11 protein-coding genes and 2 pseudogenes are annotated in these 17,776 nt (G+C 38.2%); 4 read left to right on the top strand and 9 right to left on the bottom strand.

Translation table 11 applies throughout. The annotated features are described in order from the left end of the window. Positions 1-172 precede the first annotated feature (172 nt). Positions 173-1,870 (top strand): peptide ABC transporter substrate-binding protein, encoded by a 1,698-nt coding sequence (locus tag AR328_RS06040; RefSeq protein WP_066291717.1) that lies wholly within the window; start codon positions 173-175, stop codon positions 1,868-1,870. Between the two features lie 154 nt (positions 1,871-2,024). Here AR328_RS06040 and AR328_RS22110 read toward each other — a convergent pair. The 9 genes and pseudogenes from AR328_RS22110 to AR328_RS06000 form a co-directional block, all read right to left on the bottom strand. After that, a pseudogene (locus AR328_RS22110) lies at positions 2,025-2,246 on the bottom strand (ABC transporter permease subunit); the annotation flags it as partial. A 64-nt stretch (positions 2,247-2,310) separates the two neighbouring features. Then, positions 2,311-3,060: an aspartate/glutamate racemase family protein gene (locus tag AR328_RS06035; RefSeq protein ID WP_066291716.1), complete on the bottom strand. Its 750-nt coding sequence runs from the start codon at positions 3,058-3,060 to the stop codon at positions 2,311-2,313. A gap of 98 nt (positions 3,061-3,158) precedes the next feature. Then, positions 3,159-4,508, bottom strand: a complete 1,350-nt coding sequence (locus tag AR328_RS06030; protein WP_066291707.1) for an MFS transporter — start codon at positions 4,506-4,508, stop codon at positions 3,159-3,161. Positions 4,509-4,616: 108 nt separating this feature from the next. Next, entirely contained in the window at positions 4,617-5,393 is a 777-nt protein-coding gene (locus tag AR328_RS06025) for an aspartate/glutamate racemase family protein (RefSeq protein WP_066291702.1), read from the bottom strand. Positions 5,394-5,475: 82 nt separating this feature from the next. After that, positions 5,476-6,543: pseudogene (locus AR328_RS06020) on the bottom strand (M24 family metallopeptidase); the annotation flags it as partial. Positions 6,544-6,831: 288 nt separating this feature from the next. Continuing rightward, on the bottom strand, positions 6,832-7,146 hold the full coding sequence (locus AR328_RS06015; protein WP_066291700.1) for a cupin domain-containing protein: 315 nt from the start codon (positions 7,144-7,146) through the stop codon (positions 6,832-6,834). 16 nt (positions 7,147-7,162) lie between these two features. Continuing rightward, entirely contained in the window at positions 7,163-8,902 is a 1,740-nt protein-coding gene (locus tag AR328_RS06010; RefSeq protein ID WP_066291698.1) for a hydantoinase B/oxoprolinase family protein, read from the bottom strand. Next, the gene (locus AR328_RS06005) at positions 8,903-10,945 is read right to left on the bottom strand and encodes a hydantoinase/oxoprolinase family protein (protein WP_066291696.1); all 2,043 of its coding nucleotides are present in this window, start codon (positions 10,943-10,945) and stop codon (positions 8,903-8,905) included. A gap of 20 nt (positions 10,946-10,965) precedes the next feature. Then, a complete protein-coding gene (locus AR328_RS06000; protein ID WP_066291693.1) occupies positions 10,966-11,511 on the bottom strand; it encodes a helix-turn-helix domain-containing protein in 546 nt (181 codons plus the stop codon). A 328-nt stretch (positions 11,512-11,839) separates the two neighbouring features. Here AR328_RS06000 and AR328_RS05995 point away from each other — a divergent pair, with 328 nt between their 5' ends. From AR328_RS05995 to AR328_RS05985, 3 genes are all read left to right on the top strand, one after another. After that, positions 11,840-13,519, top strand: coding sequence for a PucR family transcriptional regulator (locus tag AR328_RS05995; RefSeq protein WP_231734772.1), 1,680 nt, complete (start codon positions 11,840-11,842; stop codon positions 13,517-13,519). Between the two features lie 287 nt (positions 13,520-13,806). After that, complete coding sequence (locus tag AR328_RS05990; protein ID WP_066291683.1) at positions 13,807-15,864, top strand: hydantoinase/oxoprolinase family protein; 2,058 nt, start codon at positions 13,807-13,809, stop codon at positions 15,862-15,864. Between the two features lie 3 nt (positions 15,865-15,867). Further along, the gene (locus tag AR328_RS05985; RefSeq protein WP_066291681.1) at positions 15,868-17,628 is read left to right on the top strand and encodes a hydantoinase B/oxoprolinase family protein; all 1,761 of its coding nucleotides are present in this window, start codon (positions 15,868-15,870) and stop codon (positions 17,626-17,628) included. Positions 17,629-17,776: the final 148 nt, after the last annotated feature.

Here is a 17,776-nt window from a genome sequence, read left to right as displayed (position 1 = left end):
TTATTATTTTTTACACATTCAAAATTTTTTGACAACTCGTGTATAATTTTTTAAACACAGGGAATTTGATTAATTAAAATTTTCAAAATCCACTAATCAATTAAAGGACTTATGTACTGGCACAATTCTTGCAAAAGTATATTTTGAATATTCTAAAAAGGGGGATAATAATTTGTTAAAACTAAAATCTGCAATAACTGTCATTCTTTCTCTACTTATCGCTTTGGCCCTAACAGGCTGCTATGGAAAAAGCAATGAAACTAGCAAGCCTTCATCAACACCAGAAACAAAAGGATCTGAAAATAATCAGCCCTCTACTTCTGTTGTAGAAGATCAAACGTTAAATTTGTATGCAGCGAATGAAATTCCTACATTAAAAACAAATGGAGTAATTGACGGTCTTTCAGGCACAATTATGTTAAATCTTTATGAAGGTCTATACAGAGTGGACCCAGACCAAAAAATCGTACCTGGAGTAGCAAAAGATCATGAAGTTAGCGCCGACGGCAAAACATACACTTTTCATTTACGGGATGATACAAAATGGAGCAATGGGACACCTGTAACAGCTCATGATTTTGTATTCGCCTGGCAGAGAGCACTCCATCCAGACACCCTGTCACCACACTCCTATGAAATGGATAGTATCCTGAACGCAGCAGAAATTCAAAATAAAGACCATGAACTTTATGGTAAAGTAGAATCACTCGGTGTTAAAGCGATTGATGACTTCACACTAGAAGTTCAATTAAAACATGCGATTCCTTATTTTCTAGATACAGTAACCAATAATACTCTCTTCTACCCGCAAAATGAAGAATTTTTAAGTTCCCAAGGCGACAAGTATGCATTAGAACCTGAAAACTTAATTTATAATGGCCCTTTTATTCTAGATTCATGGAAACATGAAGAAGGCTGGGTGCTTAAGAAAAACCCTACCTACTGGGATGCAGGAAATGTAAAGATTGAAACGATCAATTTCAAAGTCGTAAAAGACGTTTCAACAGGTGTAAATCTGTATGATTCTGGTTCTGTCGACATGACAAACGTATCATCAGAATTTGTTGATCTTTACCAAGGCAGTCCAGATCTTCATTCTTTAATAAAAAGGGAAATGTATTTTATCCGCTTTAACCTTCAAAACAAATATTTAAGCAATGTGAATATCCGAAAAGCTATCGATATGGGCTGGAATAAGAAAGAAGCGGCAGAATTAATTCTTAAAAACGGTTCCATCCCTGCTTACTATTTAATTCCTGAAAAAATGGTAACCGTTACTGATGGAAGTGATTTCAGAGGCAAACACGGTAACTTTAACGATGAAGGAATAGAAAAAGCGCAAGAATATTGGCAAAAAGGTCTAGAAGAGCTCGGTACAGACAAAGTTGAATTAGAATTTTTAAGTTATGATGACGGTCAGCGCAAATCCGTAGCAGAATATATTAAGAACCAACTCGAGAAGAACCTGCCAGGATTAACTCTCAATATCAACCAACAGCCGAATAAACAAAAACTTGCATTAGAAGGTCAACAGGAATATGATATGAGCCATTCCGGCTGGCGCAGCGGGATTGCCGATCCAACAGATTTTATGTCTATTCACCTTTCAGACGGTCCATACAACTGGCAAAGCTATGTAAGTGCCGATTATGACAATCTAGTGAAAAAAGCACAGGTCGATTTTACCAATATTGAAGAGCGATTTAACAATCTTCAGGATGCTGAACAAATCCTAATTGAAAAAGACGTAGTCATTTCACCGATGTATCAAGCAAGTGACGCATATCTTTTAAAACCATATGTAAAAGGGTTTGTTGCCCTGCCAAATTCAACTTTCAGCTATAAGTGGACGTATATTGAAGGGAAATAATATGAACGAAACAAAACGCTTGAATCCAGGCGTTTTGTTTTTTTGTGCATAAAAAACAGGCATACAACTTGGTATGCCTTTCAAAAGAAAAGATAGGGGGTAATATATCAATATTAAAGAGATAATCAATTGTTAAGGTTTCTTCCATTGGATGTTATTTGATTTTTGGATCAAATGCATCCCTTAGCCCGTCTCCAACAAAGTTAAAGGCGAGAACCGTAAGTAATATGGCCACACCAGGGAACAGCGGATACCACCATGAATTAAGCATGATCGGCAGAGTCTGTGCGCTTTGGAGAATATTTCCCCAGCTTGGAGTAGGAGGCTGAATCCCGAGCCCTAAATAACTTAATGCAGATTCTGCAAAAATAACCGACTACCCCTTCTTAAAGGATTGTAGTCGGTTATTTTTATACTTTTCTAAAGCAAGGTACTTTTCTTTAAGAGAATACTAGCCACTTATTCATTTCTTGTGCAGGTGGAGATTGATATCCAATTAGTTTACTATGTGCCCAGTTAAACTTTTTCCTTAATTCTACAAGATACTCTGCATACTTAAATGATGCTAAACCTGGATCAATAACCGGAACCCTTAATTCCTCTTGTAATTCTTCATAAAAACCAAACTCTGCAGTACAACCCAGTACAATTACATCCGATCCCTTATTTTGGATGGCATTAAGTGCAGCGGCACGAATTCTTCTTTTAGTTTCTTCATGATTTTTCTGGAAATCGTGTACCTTTATTTCTACTGACTCAAACGATGCAAGTTTTTCTATAAACCCGTATTTATGGACATTTTCCTTCATTTCGGGAATACATTTTCTTTCGCTCACAATTATTGAAATGTTTTCCCCTAGGGTAGAAGCAAGATGAAGGGAAGCTTCAGATGGCCCAATAATGGCCATCTTATCTGCAACCTCTCTGCATGCCCTAAGGCCCGGATCATAAAAACATCCAATAACGGCTGCATCGTACCCGCTAGCTTCCGCTTTTTGCACCTGTTTAATTAATTCTGGCATAATCATAGCATTATAGGCATTGTATTGAAGGTGTGTTGGCCCAACACCTTTGAAGGAAATAACATCAACAACAGTACTCGGCTCTTTTGCTGAATTAAGCAAATCCTGATATGGTATATCAAATACATCTGTATGCAGCGGATTTATATACAAAATTTTCTTTTCCATACTAGTCTCCCCTCGTCTCTTAAAGTTATCTCGTGAGGCCTACTAACCACCTTATACATCACGATTGAATATTCAGTAAATTCCATGTAATTGTGTCGCTAATTTAAAATTTTCCCTTCCGTCTCCGGCAAGAAAAGTAATGTTACCATAGTAACAACCACAAAAGCTTCTATAAAAGAAACGGTTGCCCCAAATGTCCAGCCTAAACCAATTACAAGACCTATAAGTGAAGGGGCAAAAGTATTAGCCCAACGTTGTGAGGCTGCACCGAAGCTATATCCAGTTCCCCGAACATTTGTCGGATAGATTTCTCCGAACCAGGTATTCCATACCGCCCAAGCCCCTTGATTAAAGAATGATAGAAGGAAGTTGAAAAGGTATAGTTCAACCATGCTAGAAGAAAAGGCGAATAGGAAGCCACTTATAGCTGCACCAGTTACAAAAATAAATAGTATTTTTTTTCTTCCAAATTTAGCTGTCATATGTGAAGCTACTATATAACCGGGAATCTGCATAATGGAAGTTAAAGCTATAAATCCTAAGCTTTGTGACATTGATAGGCCCTTTTCCATTAATAATGTAGGAATCCATGTATACAAACCCCAATAGCCAAAAGCAAGAGTAAAGTTAATAATTGTTTGCAACGTTGTAAGTTTTAAGAGCTTACCTTTAAAAATCTCAGGGTAACTTGCCTGTCGAACTTTTGAGATTTCTAGCTGTATGTTTTCATCTACTTTAACCTTACCATCGCTTAGGTAATTAATAATCTCTTTGGCTTCTTTTTGTCTTCCTTTTCCTACTAACCAATATGGAGATTCAGGTAGTTTCATTAGCACAAGAGCCCATAGCCCAGCCATTGAACTTATAAAGAGAACAGATCTCCAGCTCGCTAATAATCCACCTATTTCAGTTGAAAGTGCAGTAATCCCTACTGCAATTAGAACACCAAAAGGCCAGCCTGAAGATAAGTAACCACTTGCTTTTCCACGCTGTTTTACTGGTAATACTTCACCAAAATACGGAAAAATACAAACGAGCAATCCTGAAATTGCTACACCAGCTAACAGCCTTGTAGTATAAAGCATGCTAAAATTAATGGAAAATACACTAATCATTGAAAAGACAGAAAAACCTATTAAACTATAAACCATTGTTTTTTTCCGTCCTATTTTATCGGCGATGATCCCGAACATATAAGCTCCCGGTATCATCCCTAAAAAAACAGAACCAATTAGTGAGCCCACTTGTACAGTCGATAAGTTAAACTCGGAAGCGATTGAACCACTAACAAAAATGATGATCATTAATTCCCAAGCCTCAATGATAAAAGCGAAGAATATCGCAAGTCCTATAAAAGCATGTTTCTTTGTAAATGGCATGTCGCTAAAATAAGAACCAACCTGAACTTTTTCCCCTGAATTATTAATTTCCATCGGTTGCCCCGCCATAATTTCCCTCCCTCGGGAAGTATAACTCCCCCATTTTTTATTATTTCATAATGGTGCGAAAAATCAGAATTTTATTCCGATAAAATAATTTACATCAAATTTAATATGTTAATTGTTTTTCAAACTAGCTCTTTGTTTAAAAAGGCCCCATTCATGTATCTCCTTATCAGGAGGAGACTGATATCCGATTCTTTTACTATGGCCCCAATTGAATTTTTGCTTCATTTCTACAAGATATTCTGCATATTTAAATGGGGCTAAACTTGCGTCAATAATAGGAATACCCAGTTCTCTTTGAATTACATCATAGAAACCAAACTCCATTGTGCATCCCAAGATGATAACATCCGCCCCATCAATTTCCATTGCTTCCCTTGCAGCTTGTTTAATCCTTTTTTCCGTTTCAGCATGATCCTTCTGAAAATCGGTTACTCCCAAATTGACAGATCTAAAAGAAGCAAGCTTATTTATGCAACCGTATTTATGAACATTCTCTTTCATCTCTGGAATCCACTTATCTCTACCTACAATAATAGAAATACTTTCTCCAAGTGTAGAAGCAAGATGTAAACTAGCTTCTGCCGGGGCAGTTATTACTATTTTATTGGAAATTTCCCTAGCTGCTCTGATAAGAGGATCATAAAAACAACCAATAATCGCTGCATCATAGCCATCCTTTTCTGCCTGATAAATGATCTCTAGCACTTCTGGCATTATCATGACTTCATAAGCATTGTATTCAAGATGAATGGGCCCAGGCGCTGGTTTTAACGAGACAACATCTACAATCGTATCTGTTTGTTTTACCTTCTCGTATTCTTCCTTAAATGTTTGATCAAATAGATCAGTTGTGACCGGATTAATCCATAAAATCTTCTTTTTCATTTTCCTTCCTCCTTAATTTTAGTTTTCTTACAGAAGGGCTATCCCTTTAAGCAGCTAACCTTTTGGATCCATATTACTTTTGCTACTGCTTCATATTTGCTGTTTTGGGCTTTTTAGTGATAATGAGATCTCTCGAAAGGTTATTTAGACGTTCAAATCCTACTGGTGTAACTAAAACAATATCTTCAATTCTAACGCCATATCTATCACTTAAATAAATACCGGGCTCCACACTAGTGACCATCCCAGGTTCTAAAACTTGACTGTTATTAAAAGTAACGTATGGTTCCTCATGAACGTCAATCCCTATACCATGACCAGTTCGGTGAGTAAAGTTTACTCCATAACCGGATTTGCTAATAATATCCCTAGCAATTTTGTCAATTTCTTTTAGCTCAATTCCTGGTCTGATAGCTTTGACAGCCTCATCTTGCGCGCGTTTAACCACTTCATAAACATTTTTCTTTTCTTCATCTGGTTCTTCACCCACTACGATTGTTCGGGTGATATCGGAACAGTAATGATTTTTAACTCCTCCCATATCAATAACTACCATATCCCCTGACCTTATAATAGTTTCGTCAGATTGATGATGAGGGATAGCTCCATTTTTCTCTGCGCCTACAATTGGGTTGAATGACAGCTTCTCTACCCCTTTTAAAGCAAATAACCTTTTAATTTCATCTGCCACTTCTTTTTCGGTAGTACCCGGACTAATGTAATCAATGATTTGTTTCATTACTTCATCTGCTATTTTTCCTGATTCCCTTAAAAGTTCAATTTCTTTTTCATCTTTATACATTCTTAAAGAATGAATGATGTTTGATCCTTTGGTGAAAGTTACATTTTTCTTGTATTCCATTAACTCTAATAACTTTCCACTTGGCCAAGAATCATCAATAGACACAGTAGCATAAGAAGATAACTTTTCAGCTAACAATTCAATAGAATTGTCGCCATCTTTCCAAAACTCGATTTCAAAGGAAGCTGTAAAAAGTATTTCTTCTTTTGACATTTCATGTACAATCATAACTGGTTTTCCGATTTGTGGAATAATGATGGCCTGTAATCTTTCATTAGAATCAAGCCATGTTCCACTAAAGTAGTAGAAATTCGATGGAGAGGTTACCACTACTGCTTGTAAATTTAATTCTTGTAATTTTACTTATGCTTGAGACACTCGGTTTTCATAAATCATTTTTACCCCACCTCTAATTTAAATTCGGGAAAATTTCCGATATCATATAGAAAATCTAGAGGCGAATACATGCTAAATTTAAATAAAGAAAGAAGGACAAGGAGAGTTGCGGGCGCAATATCATTTCACAAAAGTAAAAGATTGTATTCTCCAAAATCCTTAAAATCAATCTATTTACACGTATTACGCCTCTCCTGATGAAATATCTTATATCCCCTCATTTAATAGTTTAATACTTTATTAGCCCTTCACTAATGCGTATACCAATTCAACTGCACTGTCGGCATTGTTGACACACCAATGCTTTTCCCCTGCAGGAATATACGAGGCTTCCCCTGCCTTGATATTGTAAGGTTTCCCTCCGCTTTCACCAGATAAAGAACCTTTCAGAATATAAGAATACTCATGTTCCTCATATGCAGTCGTTCCTTCTAGCGGAAGACGTGCTCCAGCAGGAATCGAGACAAAGCCAAATTTCACTTCAGCGCCTTGAAATTGGTCTTTAAAAAGAGTTTGTACGATTTCATCGGTCACTTTTGGTTCTGTTATCTTCATATTTATTGCCTTCCGATTATGCTTGTCTGCCTGGCAGTTCTTTATATTCAAATGTTACTGGGTCCACTTCAACAAGGAAGTGCGCTCTTGCTTCTTCTACTGTGAAGTAGCCATTCTTCACATCCTTGGCCACCTGATCGGCCGGACGGTTTAGCGGATTTCCATAGCCGCCGCCTGTTCCAGTCATCAGGCGGACCACATCATTCTTTTGAAGCCTGTATCGAGGGTAAACCCCGTATGGTCCGTCAACTTCACCATTGGCTTTATGGATGTAGAATTCGTTTGGTGATCCTTCATGACCTTTGTTCATACCCCATGGATAGAATTTATTTCGCCCATAAGTAATGGTAGCAGCCTGTCCATCGGACAATGCCCGGTAAGCTCGGATAACCCCCTTACCACCGATATACTCCCCTGCACCAGCACCATTGCAGTCTTGGCGAAGACTGTATTCATCGATTAATACGCCGTAGCGCGTTTCAGCCACTTCAACAGGAATGTTATAGGTTTCACCATCAGCGATACAGAATTGGCCGGAAGCTCCATCTTGTCCCATACCTCCGCCCCAGCCTCCGACTGAAGGTTCAACGATTAGGAATGGCTCATCCGTGTCTTGGTGATTACCAGTTAATGTTACGGAACATACAGACAGATGATGTCCTGCTGTTAGGCGGTTTGGAAGATGTGGTGCCAGTGCTTTCCAGACTAGATCCAGGCTTCCTAAAAGGGTTTCGAAATAGTTAGAAACCGGTACTGGTCTTTCAGCTGACATGATGGATTTTTTATCCACAATAACCTTGAGTGGTCTGAATACACCATCATTGACATCTTGTTCCGGGTTTGTGATCGCTAAGAAAATGACCCGAACCGCTGACATCAGCCCAGTAAAGGAACAGTTCATCGGTCCAGGTACCTGCGGTGAACTTCCCCGGAAATCGCAAATGAACTCATCGTCTGTAATGGTTACTTTTACTTTGATTGGGAACGGCCCATTACCAACGCCGTCTGTATCAATGAAATCCTCTGCTTCAAAAACGCCCTTTGGCAGCTTTTGAATTTCTTGGCGAGAAATCGTTTCGCCATGATCTAATAAGTAATCTATGGCAGCTAGAATTGTATCTTTTCCATGTTTGTCGCAAAGCTCCTTTAATCGGCGGTCACCTGTACGAAGCGCCGCAACTTGTGCCCACATATCCCCTAGTGAAAGATCCGGGAATCGGACATTGGACCGTATTATTTCAACAATGCCTTCATTTAGGCGATCAGCTTCGTAAAGCTTGATGCAATTAAATTGGAGACCTTCCTGGAAGATATCAACCGCATCATTTGTAAATGAACCTGGATCCTTTCCTCCAACTTCTGTCCAGTGGGCTTTGTTGGCAGAGAATGCAATAAGTTCGCCTTCATAGAAGATCGGCATAACAAGACCGACATCGGAAAGGTGGGAGCCTCCGCCATTGTATGGATCATTAATAATGATGACGTCGCCAGGCTGTAATTTTTCGCCCGGATATTTTTTTAGCGTTTCTTTTACCATGAACGTAAGCATTCCGATGAATCCTGTTACACCATTTCCTTGAGTAAGTAGGTTTCCTTCTGCATCCGTCAATCCACTGGCGTAATCGAGCACTTCATAAACAATGGGACTCATAGATGTACGGGCAAGGGCGACGAACATTTCGTCCCCTGCTGCTAAAAGAGAATCTTTAACGATTTCCAATGTAAATGGATCCACTTTGACTTTCGTTGTTGTCATTTATCTCTCCTCCATTTCGATAATGATGTTTCCGAAGTCATCTAGGTGTAATTGCTGTCCTTGATAAATCACGGTTACCGCTGCTTTTTCTTCCACAATTGCAGGCCCTTGGATAAATTCATTTGGCGGTAGCTTTTCGCGGTCATAGACTGGTGTATTGATCCATCCTTGTTTCTCGTAGTAAACATTGCGGTCTTCTTTTTTCGCTTCCTCAAGGGAGCCTGTATGTGTCACTTTACCGATTGCAGGTTTTGGCACTTTACCAAAAGCGGTTACATGAAGATTAACGATTTCCGTAGGTGAATCTTCCAGCTGGAATGTATAGTTCTTTTCATGAAGCTCATGGAATTTCGCGATGATCGCTTGCTTATCTTCTTCTGTCCACTGGCCATTTGGCACTGGCACTTTAACGGTGTGCTCCTGGCCAAGGTAGCGCATATCGGCAAAGCGATGGAATTCTACCTGATCTGCAACCATGCCTTCTTCTTCATAATGAGCAAGGGCATGCTTTTCAATTTCGTCCCACTGGGTATCCATTTCTGCAAGACTAAGCTCATTTAAGCGCTTAATATATGTCTTGATGTAGTCATGGCGCAAGTCTGTCATAAGCATTCCCCAGGCAGAGAATACCGGTGAAGCAATTGGTACAACGACTTTCTTAACACCTAGTTCAAGAGCAAGCGCTGGCGCATGCATTGATCCCCCGCCGCCAAATGCAAGTAATGTGAAGTCTTGCGGATTGTGTCCTTTACGGATAGAAATCAATTTCAGTGCATTTAGCATGTTAGAGTCAGCAATTCGGATAATACCAAGCGCTGCCTCTTCAGCTGTAATGCCGTAATGGTCCCCAATCTTTTTCTGGATGGCGTCTCTAACACTTTTCATGTCAACGTCATAGTCAAAGTTTTTTGGAGACAGACGGCCTGTTAAAAGGTTCGCATCTGTGGTCGTTGGCTCTGTGCCACCTAATCCGTATGCAACAGGTCCTGGATCAGCACCGGCAGATTGAGGACCGACTTTCAGAGATCCTGCGTTATCAATCCATGCAATGGATCCGCCTCCGTTTCCGATTTCAACGATATCAACAACAGGTGCTTTAATTGGATATCCGGCATTACGGCTGTCTCTTTCAATGTAGTAGTCAGTGGAAACCTTCACTTCGCCATCTTCAATAAGTGAACATTTCGCTGTTGTACCACCGATGTCAAAGGCAATAATGTTCTTTTCACCGATGAGCTCCCCAAGAACCGCAGCCCCGAAAATACCGGCAACCGGTCCGGATTCAACCATATTGATCGGCGCTTCCTTGGCATTATTAAACTTTGTTGTTCCGCCATTAGACTGCATAATGTAGCGCTGATCTATTTCAATTTGCTCTCTTAGTTCCTTGTCTAATTTATCAATATAGGTTGTCGCTGTTGGCTGCACATAGGCGTTCAGAACAGCTGTGTTTGTTCTCTCATATTCACGCCATTCTTTTGTGATCTCGTTTGATGATGTAACGAATACTTCTGGCCAAAGCTCTTTGATGATCTTTACTGTTTCTTTTTCGTGTGATGGGTTCACATAAGAGTGCAAAAAAGAAACGGCAATAGCTTCAACCCCCTCTTTTTTAAAGTAATTTACGCATGCTTCGATATCTTCTCTTTTCAGATGGGAAAGGATTTCACCTTTGTAATTAAGACGCTCATCTACTTCAAGACGAAGATGACGCTCAACAAATGGTTCCGGCTTTTTATAGCGGACGTTGAATAAGTCCGGTCTGTTTCCTCTAGCAATCTCTAAAATATCCCGGAATCCCTTTGTCGTAATGAGCCCCATTTTGGCTCCCTTGCGCTCCGTCAGCGTATTAATGATGACAGTTGTTCCATGAATAAACATAGACAATTTCTCAGATTTCACACCTGCTTTTTCAATAACATCAAGAACCCCTTTTTCAAAGTTTGGCGGGGTTGTGTTGCTTTTGGCAATCCCGACATATCCTTGGTCATCAACGTAAACAATATCTGTAAAGGTACCTCCGATATCTGTTGCTACTCTCATGTGATCTGCACTCCTTTGGATTAGAAAATGATTGGTGTTGTTACGCTTAAAATGAAAGTTTCCTCTGAAGTTGGATTTTCCCATTCGTGTATAAGTTCTGAAGGAAAGTGGATGGTGTCTCCTGTTGTCATGCGGTAGCTTTCATCGTTTAAATGAAAGATTACATCACCTTTTAAGATGTAATAAAACTCCTCTCCTAAATGACTGTGCTTTTGTTCCTCTTTAAGGTAAGGGGGAAGAATAACCATCATCGGTTCAAGCTTTCGGTCAGGAAAGGTACCTGATAAGCGAGCATATCTTTGTTGCCCGCCATTTACTTTAAAAAACTTCTGATCTTGCCTTCTTAAAAAATACAACTGCTTGTACCTTTCCTCTTCAAAAAAGAAAATCATCGATACCCCAAGTGCATCAGCTATTTTCTTTAATGACGTGATTGAAAGTGATGAAGCTCCTCTTTCAATCTGTGATAAAAAACTAAGCGATAATCCGGTTTCCTCACTTAGCTCCTTCAATGTAAGGTTGTTCTGTAGCCTTAAAGCTTTGATTTTCTTGTAAATATCCTCCATTTAAATGCAACCCCTAATAAATTGTAAGTCTACTGTAACGAGATAGAGTTGAATTACAGAATTCCCTAAATATTTGTGGTACTACTGTAATTATTATGAATATAACATAACTTTTATCTGAAATGAATATATATTTTAAATTTTTTAATAATTTTTTTGAATATAAACTTTAAAGAGTATAGTATTACAGTAAAAAGGTGAATTTTCTTATTAATCATTTTAATAAAAGGATGAAGTTTATACTTTAAATAGGAAATCACCAAAAATGGATATATTTGGATGAATATCCAAATATGTATTGCCTTAATGGGAGGGTATAATTGTGAGGATGACAGTGAAAGGTATGTTAGAAATGGAGCCTCTTAAAAAACTAAATTTAATTGCTGGGCATGAAGGATTAAATAGAACAGTAAAGAGTGTAAGTGTATTAGAAATACCTAATAAGGTGGATAAATTTATTGCTGGTGGGGAATTTATTCTAACTACGTTTCATAGCTTAAGCAATAATTACGAAGGACAAGTTGAAACAATACAAAAGTTTTCTAATTTTGGAGTAGCAGCATTAGGTATTCACCCTATGATCACTGGATTTCAAATAAATAATAAATTAGTACATGCTGCAGATACTTATGGTTTACCACTAGTTTTGCTACCGCCGTCTATGAACTATTCAACAGTTTTTTCAATTGTCTTGGGCTCTATACTCAATTATCAATCTCTAATTCTTAAAAGGTCGGAGGAAATTAATCGTGAATTAACAAAGGTTATTCTAGAGGGGGGAGATGTTAAAAAGATTGCTCTATCTCTTGCAGAATTAATAAAAAAGCCTATTTTAATAATAAATGACACTTTTGATATTTTAGCTACAGGTTCAATTTCATCGAATGATGAACACTTTTTGCAAAGGTTTTTCCAAGCTAAAGAAATTTTAGGTAAGGGAAATTCTACATATTTAAGAAATTCAATAAGAAAACATCATCAAGAAAAAGATTATTATACCGATCAACTGGAATTTGGAGGACAGAGCTTTCACCAAGTTGCTTTCCCAGCTGGTGCAAAAAGTAGTCCATTTGGATATATTTTTACATGGGAGTTAAAAGAAACCTTACAAGAGTTGGATATTATTGCGTTATCACACGCAGCCACAGCACTTGCACTGGAAATCGCAAAACAAAAGGCAGTATCTGAAACTAAAGACCGTATTCGAAGTGATTTTCTTACAGAGTTATTTAATGATAAGTTTGTAAATGAAGAAGAACTATATAATAAAAGCGAGTTGGTTGGAATAAACATAGCCAACAAACATATGATTCTAGTTGCAAAGATTTCCCAAGATGAAGTTGCATATATTAATAATATGGGATCATACAAAATTGAAAAACACATACTTTCCCGCATAATACCTAAAATTGAATTGTTTTGTCCCCATACTATTTGTCTTACAAAAGGTAACGCCATCCTTCTCTTTATCCATTTTAATAAAAATCCTGAAGTACAGTTCGCTAGAGACAAAGCTTATAAAATATCTTCTATATTGGAGAAGTTCATCAATATACAGTTCAAGGATATTAAGATTTCAATTGGAATTGGTAATTTTTATTCTTCTCCCTTAGAATTAGGAAAAAGCTATAAAGATGCAATTAGAGCAATAGATATTGGAAAAAGAATTTATAATGCTAAAAACGTCACAGCAATATATGAACTTGGTATATATGAAATAATTGAGCAAATTCCAAATAACATATTAAAAGACTTTATAACATATTTTCTTGAAAAGATATTACAGTACGATTATAAGCATCGATTAGATTTAGTTAAAACTGTAGAAATATATCTAGATGAAAATGAAAGTTTTACCGAAACTGGGAAGAAGCTATTTGTTCATCCTAATACAGTTAAATACCGTATTGAAAAAATAAAAGAAATTTTAGGTTTTGATCCATTTATGGTACCTGAACAAAAGTTAAACTTCCACTTAGCATTAAAGGCCCAAAAGTTATCAAATTAATTTTTTGATAAGTTTGTTACTTCAAGGTAACCTATTAAATATTTAATGTTTTATATAAACAAAAAGGTTCAGTAAAAACAAACTGGACCTTTTTGGTCTGTTCACTTCACCGTCTATTCATCAAGAAATCCCCCCTTTGGAGTAAAAACAAGGAAATTTGTTTCCAACACACAAAAAAATGCTATAAAATTTGTACTTGCTAAATATTTAGATTATTCAGTATAAATGAAACAATATAACTAACACAATAATCCTGTGTGTATTTAATATAGGAGGGGAGAATACCATTGACAAATAGTACCAAGTATCGAGTTGGAGTAGACATTGGAGGAACATTTACAGATTTTGTTATCTTGGATCAAGATTCGGGGCAAATCACTATAGAAAAAACACCTACAACCCCAAGAAATCTTTGGGAAGGAATACGAAACGGTTTTGATCAGGCTAACGTTGACTTAACTGAAACAGCAATGATAGTTCATGGAACAACTGTAGGTTTAAATTGTTTCTTGGAGAAAAAAGGAGTACGTACTGGAATTATTACAACAAAAGGATTTCGTGATGTCTATGAAATCGGTCGGGTTAATAGAATAGAAATGTACGATTTATTTTACAAAAAGCCTGAACCTCTTGTTCAAAGGGAATACAGAGTTGAAGTAGAAGAACGATTAGATTCAAATGGGAATGTTATTTCTGCGTTGAATAGGGAAGACGTACTAAAAGCAGCAGAATATTTTCGAAAAGAAGAGATTAAGGCTATTGCTGTATGTCTTTTACACGCTTACAACAATCCAGTGCACGAAATTTTAGTTGGACAAATCCTATCAGAGGTATATCCAGAGGCACAAGTCTCCCTTTCTCATCAGTTAGCGCGGGAGTGGAGGGAATATGAAAGGACAAGTACAACAGTCATAAATGCCTATATCGCTGATAAAGTAGGAAGTTATTTATCTAATATAGAATCAGGTTTGATGGAACGCGGTTACAAGCGGCCATTCTTTGTTAACCAGTCTTCTGGTGGCATAATGTCGGTTAACTCAGCAAAGGCGAAACCTGTTCATACAATTATGTCAGGTCCCGCAGCTGGTGCTATAAGTTCTGCCTATATCGGGAAACTAGCAGGTTTTAATAATATTATTTCCTTTGATATGGGTGGAACAAGTACTGATGTAAGCCTTACCTACCACGGAAAAACAAGGGTAACTAATGAATCTCAAATTGAGCGACATCCATTGATGGTTCCAATGATAGATATCTATTCCATAGGTGCAGGAGGTGGATCCATTGCCCATATTGATCGTGCAGGCTCCCTGAATGTTGGCCCCCAATCATCTGGGGCTGAACCCGGACCAGCCTGTTATGGTCGAGGGGGCTTAGAGCCAACTGTAACAGATGCAAATCTTACCCTTGGTCGTATTCCTAGTCATTTACTAGGAGGAAAGATGGAAATGAATAAGGAATCCTCAATCAATGCCATTCATCGAATCTCAGACCCTCTTACTCTAGATGTTGTGACGGGCGCTGCGGGAATACTTCGGATAGTCAACAATAATATGGCCTATGCAATTCGTGCTGTTACTGTGCAACGCGGTCTGGACCCAAAAGACTTTGTTCTATTTGCTTTTGGTGGGGCGGGACCAATTCATGCATGTGAAGTTGCTGAAGAACTTGGAATCAAAACAGTAATTGTACCATTGGCACCGGGGACATTTTCTGCTCTAGGAATGTTGCTTAGTGAGATTCGCCATGACTTTGCCCGTACACGATTGGTTAGAACAGAATTATCCGATCCATTAGAACTTGAAGGCATATATTCTGAAATGGAACAGGAGTCAATTTCCATTTTGGAAAAAGAAGTGAATCCGGATACACCAGTCCGATTCGAAAGAGCAGTTGAGATGCGCTATGTAGGGCAAGAATATACAGTTCGTGTTCCTTTACCAAATGATGCATTAACAAAAGATCGAATGATAAGTCTACGTGAAGATTTCAATCGTCTTCATAACCAAGCATATGGACATTCATCGGAATCTGAACCAACAGAAATTATCAACCTCCGTTTAGCAGCTTTTGGTTCATTAGGAGAAGTCAAAATTAAGAAGATTACAAATGGTGGACCCGAACCATTAAATAATGCACTCATGGGCACAACTAAAATTTTTCTCAATTCTACTGAGGGATATGTGGATTGTCCTGTTTACAATCGAGATAACCTTCTGGCTGAAAACAAAATATTAGGCCCTGCCCTTGTTCTTGAAAAAGGGTCAACAACACTTATAACATCCGATTTCGAGGGAGTAATTGATCAAATTGGAAATTTACTTTTAACAAGAAAGGAGGACTAAGGTATGAAAGCCACAAGCATAGGAACAAAAAAAGTAGATCCTATTTTGATTGAGGTAATACGTAATGGGTTTGTAGCAGCTGCAGATGAGATGAAGATCAACCTAGCTCGTACAGCTTACAACCCAATAATATATGAGGTACTTGATTTTAGCGTAGGATTGTTTGACCATAATGGTGATATGGTATCACAAGCTGCAGGGCTACCTATTTTCCTTGGAAACCTTCCACCATCAGTTAAGCAAATCATCTCTGATATAGGTAAGGAAAATATGACAGCTGGGGATGTATATTTAATAAATGACACATACACAGTAGGTACCCATCTTAATGATGTTGTTGTTTGCAGTCCCATTTTTTTAGAAGAAAACATAATCGGCTTTGCTGCTAGTCGTGCTCACTGGCTGGATATTGGTGCTGTTTCACCCGGTGGCTGGACAACAGACACAACTGAAATTTACCAAGAGGGTATTCGCCTTCGCTCTATCCAATTAATGAAAAGTGGTGTAATGAACCGTGACGTATATCAAATTCTACGAGATAACGTTCGTTTCACAGAAAGTGTCATGGGAGATTTACGCGCACAAATTGCGGCTAGTCATACAGGCGAACGCCGAATGCTTGAAATTGTAAAAAAGTATGGTTTGGAAACTGTCCAAGTAGCCATTCAAAAGATGTTTCTAATGGAGGAAAAGGCTACAAGAGCCGCTATAGCAGCCATTCCAGATGGGGAGTATAAGGCTGAATCCTTTATGGATGATGATGGAGTTGGCGTTAAGAATCCTAAGGTGTGTGTCAATGTTAAAATAAAAGGCGAAGAGATGATAATTGACTTAACTGGATCAGCAGAACAGTGTCTTGGTCCTATAAATTGTGGATATGCTGCTACACTTTCTGGAGCTAGGATAGCCTTAAAGGCTGTAACAAATCCTCTAAGTCCAGTAAACGAAGGGACATTCCGGCCATTAACCCTTACGATACCTGAAAATTGTATGTTTAATGCTAAACACCCTGCCCCATCTGCAGTTTATGGACTTGTATTAATGACTCTTTGCGATACGATATTTAAGGCATTGGCGACAGCTATTCCAGAACGTATTCCCGCAGCCCATTATGGTGATGTGTGCGCAGTATTTATCTTCGGTGATGATCCCAGCACTGGTGTTCCATACTTGCATACTGAAGCTGAAGGAGGCGGCTGGGGAGCAAATCGATTCCGCGATGGTGAGAATGTAATGATTGCTATTGCTGATGGTGACACCCGGAATGTTCCAGTAGAAATTGTTGAATCAAAATTTCCATTTCGTATAGAACGTTATGAAGTTCGTCAAGACTCGGGGGGACCTGGTAGATTTAGAGGAGGATTAGGGCATTTTAGGGATTATAAGATTATCAATCATGATCCTAAATTTACCACTACCCAAGAACGCTCTGAGTGCCCACCGTGGGGATTATTTGGAGGTCAGACAGCGTTGCATAATCGGGTAGTCGTTAATCCGGGAACCCAGAAAGAAGAAATAATACAAAAAACTACAGGTTATCAATTAAAGGACGGAGACATACTTTCTGTTCAAACTGGTGGTGGAGGTGGATACGGTAATCCATTGGATCGCACAGTAGATGAAGTTCGCGTTGATGTAATAAGAGGTTATGTTAGCCTAAAGGCGGCTGAGGAGTGCTATGGTGTAATAATTGATCCTATTTCATTAAGCGTTGATCAAATTGCTACCAACAATAAGCGAAAGCAATTAAAGGCCTTGTCATAATAAAAAATAACTTAAATAAGAGCACTTTTATAAGAAGTTCAATATGATTTCTTATTTGCTTTTTTTCCTGTAGCTGATATTAAGAGAACATTAAGAATATCAGCTATATTTTTATCAAAATGATCTTCTAAAAGTAAAGAAACTATTC

This window comes from Bacillus sp. FJAT-29937 (genome assembly GCF_001509555.1).
GTDB lineage: Bacteria > Bacillota > Bacilli > Bacillales > Cytobacillaceae > Cytobacillus.
This window is presented reverse-complemented; position numbering and strand designations above follow the sequence as displayed.